Genomic DNA, 4,174 nt, shown 5'->3' with positions numbered 1-4,174 from the left:
TCCTGCCACCGCAGTCCGCGGCCGGCCTCGACCGCCACGCCGAAGCCGGCGTGCACCAGCACCCGGGCCTGGCGCGGATCCAGCTCCGGACGGGCCAGCCGCAGCTGCTGCTCCCAGACGGCGATGTGTTCCCGCTGTGCGAGGACCAAGGGCTGCCGCAGGCCGGCCGGCAGGCCCGCGAGCTCGGCTTCGGCGACGCTGTTGAGCGCGGTGTACTCGAAGCTGTAGGCCACGTACGTCGCCGTCAGCGCGACGATGGCGTCGCGCGGCCCGGACACCTCGTGAAGGTTCTGGTCCACCCCCTGGGCCAGAAGTCCCGCAGCCTGCAGGCACGCCGCCGCCAGGATGTCGACCTTGCCGGAGTAGTGGCGGTAGAGCGCCGACGGGGCCAGCCCCACCGCCTCCGCGATCTGCCCGTTCGTGACACTGGCGAACCCGTCCCGCGCGAACAGCGGGACGGCGGCCGCGAGGATCTCCGCGCGCCGCGTGCGCGGCACCGGCTGGGTGGGCAGTTCGACGGCGCGGGCGCTGCTCCGGGCCGCCGCGGGATCGGTCGCGGCCACGCGCAACGCCGACGCCACCAGCAGTTCCTCGGCGCGGCGTTGAGCGATCGAGGTGTGATGCATCGCGATGGACCCGATCGCACCGAGGGCTGCCGCGGCCCGCAGGCGCCCGTCGGGCAGCGGGTATTCGCGCTGCACGGCCTCGTCGACCCGCCCGACGACGTGCCCGAACTTCGCCCTGAGAAGCCGGCGGTCCTCGCGGTCGAGGTACCGGGCCTCCCAGCGGTACACGCCGCCCGATGCGCGATGCGCGACGCTGACCCGGGTGACGGCGGTGAGCACGTCCGCCAGGGGCGCCCCGGACGGCACCTCGTCGAGCACGGTGACGAGCCGGTCCGCCATGAGGTCGGCGCATTCGGCGAACAGCGCGTACTTGTTGGGGAAGTGCCGGTACAGGGCCGCCGCGGTGATGCCCACACCGGCGGCGATCATCTCCATGGACGCCGCGTGATAGCCACGCTCGCTGAAGACCCGGCCGGCCGCCTCGACGATGAGCTGCCTGCGGTTGCGGGGCCGAGCAGCCGCGGTCGGACCGGCGGTCACAGCCGGACGGACGGGTGCGGGGACGGGGCCATGCGGATCAGTCAACCACACGGCGCCCGGGGGCCTCGGGCTCTCCCGTACGCGGACCGGGCGGCCCGCGCATCCCGGATCACGCCCGCGTGACCAGGTCCGCCGTCACCCGGTTCAGGGCCGGTCCACGAGGGTCATGGACACGACGAAGGCGACGCCGACGACGGCCGGGGCGGCCCTGGGGTCAGCTCCCGGCGGCGTATGCGGCGAAGGCCGACCAGGTGGCGGGGGCGACGGTGAAGGTGGGGCCTTCGGGGTTCTTGGAGTCGCGGATGTGGATCGCGGAGGGGTGTGCGGCGACCTCGATGCACTGGCCGCCTTCGCTCCCGCTGTAGCTGGACTTGCGCCAGTCGTAGGCGACTTCGAGGCAGTTGCCGCCGTCACTCCCGCTGTAGCTCGACTTGAACCACTTCAGTGCGGTGCTCATCAGTCTCCTAGCATCCGATCCAGCAGGCCCATGGTGTCTTCAGCGTTGAGGGCTTGCGTCCGCAGCATCGCATATCTCTGAGTCAGGATGCTGACCTCGCCAGGGTCGGAAATGAGCTGACTGCCACGTTGGGTCTCGGCATACCCGAGGCGTTGATGGTCCGGAGTCTCCAGGAGTACGAACGGGCCGTCGAGAGCGGCGTGCGATTGCCGACCGATCGGCATGATCTGAAGAGTGATGCCCGGCAGCGATGAGCACTGCCGCAGATGTCGCAGCGCGTTCCTCCGCACCTTGTCGCCACCCAGTCGGTCCAGTAGTACTGCTTCGGCAATGATGAAGCTGACGGTGGGCGGGGTGCTGCTGCGGAGGATGGCCTGCCTTCCCAATCGCGTGGCCACCTGGGCGTTGATCCCGTCTTCGGAGAAGGCGGGCACTCGGCTGCCGAAGACCGCGCGGGCGTAATCCTCCCTCTGGAGCAGGCCGGGCAGCACTTGGTTCTCATAGAAGGACAGGGCCAGCGCCTCACGCTCCAGGTCGAGAAAGGTCTCCGCCCACACCGGGATCAGGTCCACCTCCGGCATGTTGTCCACCGCCGTCTCCAGCGCTCCCTTCGTGTCCAGGAGCTCGTCCAGGCGGCGGGCCAGGTCGGGCAGGAGGGAGCGGCGGCCCTGTTCGATGGAGGCGATCGTTTCCGTCTGGACGGCGGCCCGGTCCGCCAGTTGGGTCTGGGTCAGGCCTGCCGCGTTGCGGAACAGGCCGACCAGTTTGCCGACGAGCTTCATGGCGGACGCGTTCTTGCGCTGCCGCTTCTTGGGGTGCATACGGTCGGACTCCCCGCCCTCGTACGTGCTTCACGCATGCGCGGCCCGTACAGGAAATCTGTACGTCCTCACTCACTGCTCAAGCGTATGCGCGGAGAGCGACAACCGTGCCGTGGTCGACCGGGAGCGGAAGGCGTGGCGCCCTCGGCGTACGGAAGCGTGCCGCACACGAACGGGGCGGCGTACGCCGACGTGGTGTCGGGGTACGCCGCCCTGGGGTGGCACGAGGTGCGGGAGCCGGCCCGCTGTCATGTCGATTACTTCGGGTCGCGGTTGAACTGGGCCTTCGACCAGAAGTAGCCGAGTGCCGCGAGGCCCAGGCACCAGGCGATGGTGAGCCACCCGTTGTGGCCGATCCCGGTGCCGAGGAGGAGTCCGCGCAGGGTTTCGATGGCGGGGGTGAAGGGCTGGTACTCGGCGATCGGCTGGAACCAGCCGGGCATCGAGTCGACCGGGGTGAAGGCGCTGGAGATGAGGGGCAGCAGGATCAGGGGCATGGCGTTGTTGCTGGCCGCCTCGGCGTTCGGGCTGCCCAGGCCCATGCCGACCGCGATCCAGGTGAAGGCCAGGGAGACCAGTGCCAGCAGTCCCAGTGCTGCGGTCCACTCCAGGGGGGTGGCGTCCGTGGAGCGGAAGCCCATGGCTGCGGCGATGGCGCCGACGAGGACCACGCTGATGACGGCTTGCAGGACGCTGCCGATGACGTGTCCGACGAGTATCGACGGGCGGTGGATGGCCATGGTGCGGAAGCGGGCGATGATGCCTTCGTTCATGTCGGTGGAGACGGAGACGGCGGTTCCGACCACGGTGGAGCCGATGGTCATGAGCAGGATGCCGGGCACGAGGTAGGCGATGTAGGCGGAGCGGTCTCCGCCGCCGATGCCCGTGCTCATGGTGTCGCCGAAGATGTAGACGAAGAGCAGGAGCAGCATGACGGGGGTGAGCAGGAGGTTGAGGGTGAGGGAGGGGTAGCGCCGGGCGTGCAGGAGGTTGCGGCGCAGCATGGTGGCGGAGTCGCGTGCGGCGAGGGTGAGGGTGCTCATCGGGCGTTCTCCTTGGTCGGGGCGGGCTGGGTGGTCTGGGTGATCTGGGTGGTCGGGGTGCTGGTGAGGGCGAAGAAGACGTCGTCGAGGTCGGGGGTGTGGATGGTGAGTTCGTCGGCCTCGATGTTGGCGGTGTCCAGGCGGTCGAGGAGGGTGCGCAGGTCGCGTTGGCTGCCGTCGCTGGGGATCTTCAGGGTGAGTGCTTCGTCGTCGCGTGTGGTCTCGTCCAGGGTGGAGGCGGCGTTGCGGTAGGTGTCGGGGTCGGTGAAGCGGAGGCGGAGGTGGCCGCCGGGGATGAGGCGCTTGAGTTGTTCGGCGGTGCCTTGGGCGGCGATCCTGCCGTGGTGGAGTACGGCGATGCGGTCGGCGAGCTGGTCGGCTTCTTCGAGGTACTGGGTGGTGAGGAAGACGGTGACGCCGCTGGTGACGAGTTCGCGGATGATGTTCCACATGGTGTGCCGGGAGCGGGGGTCGAGGCCGGTGGTGGGTTCGTCCAGGAAGATGATGCGTGGGTTGCCGACCAGGGTCATGGCGATGTCCAGGCGGCGCTTCATGCCGCCGGAGTAGGTGGAGGCGGGCTTCTTCGCCGCCTCGGTCAGCTCGAAGCGCTCCAGCAGCTCGGCGGCCACCCGCCGTCCCTCCTGTCTGGGCAGGTGGTGCAGATCCGCCATCAGGAGCATGTTCTCCTCACCGGTGATCAGACCGTCCACCGCGGAGAACTGCCCCGTGACACCGATCCCGGCACGC

At 69.5% G+C, this 4,174-nt stretch carries 5 protein-coding genes; all 5 read right to left on the bottom strand.

The annotated features are described in order from the left end of the window. The coding region (locus VN520_RS10455) for a TetR/AcrR family transcriptional regulator (RefSeq protein WP_325746592.1) at positions 1 to 1,106 on the bottom strand (1,106 nt) is incomplete at its 3' end. Between the two features lie 214 nt (positions 1,107 to 1,320). Beyond that, on the bottom strand, positions 1,321 to 1,563 hold the full coding sequence (locus VN520_RS10450) for a DUF397 domain-containing protein (RefSeq protein ID WP_325746591.1): 243 nt from the start codon (positions 1,561 to 1,563) through the stop codon (positions 1,321 to 1,323). Beyond that, positions 1,563 to 2,384 carry a helix-turn-helix transcriptional regulator gene (locus VN520_RS10445; RefSeq protein WP_325746590.1) on the bottom strand — a complete coding sequence of 274 codons (822 nt, stop codon included), beginning with the start codon at positions 2,382 to 2,384 and terminating at the stop codon, positions 1,563 to 1,565. The genes VN520_RS10450 and VN520_RS10445 overlap by 1 nt, the downstream gene beginning before the upstream one ends. Before the next feature lie 257 nt (positions 2,385 to 2,641). Then, positions 2,642 to 3,427, bottom strand: a complete 786-nt coding sequence (locus tag VN520_RS10440; protein WP_325746589.1) for an ABC transporter permease — start codon at positions 3,425 to 3,427, stop codon at positions 2,642 to 2,644. Further along, positions 3,424 to 4,174, bottom strand: a 751-nt coding sequence (locus VN520_RS10435; RefSeq protein ID WP_325746588.1) for an ATP-binding cassette domain-containing protein, incomplete at its 5' end; no start/stop codon positions are given. The genes VN520_RS10440 and VN520_RS10435, both read right to left, overlap by 4 nt.

It is taken from the genome of Streptomyces sp. (genome assembly GCF_035563135.1).
Lineage (GTDB): Bacteria > Actinomycetota > Actinomycetes > Streptomycetales > Streptomycetaceae > Streptomyces.
The sequence above is the reverse complement of the archived record's forward strand: the minus strand, read 5'-3'. Positions and strand labels throughout refer to the sequence as shown.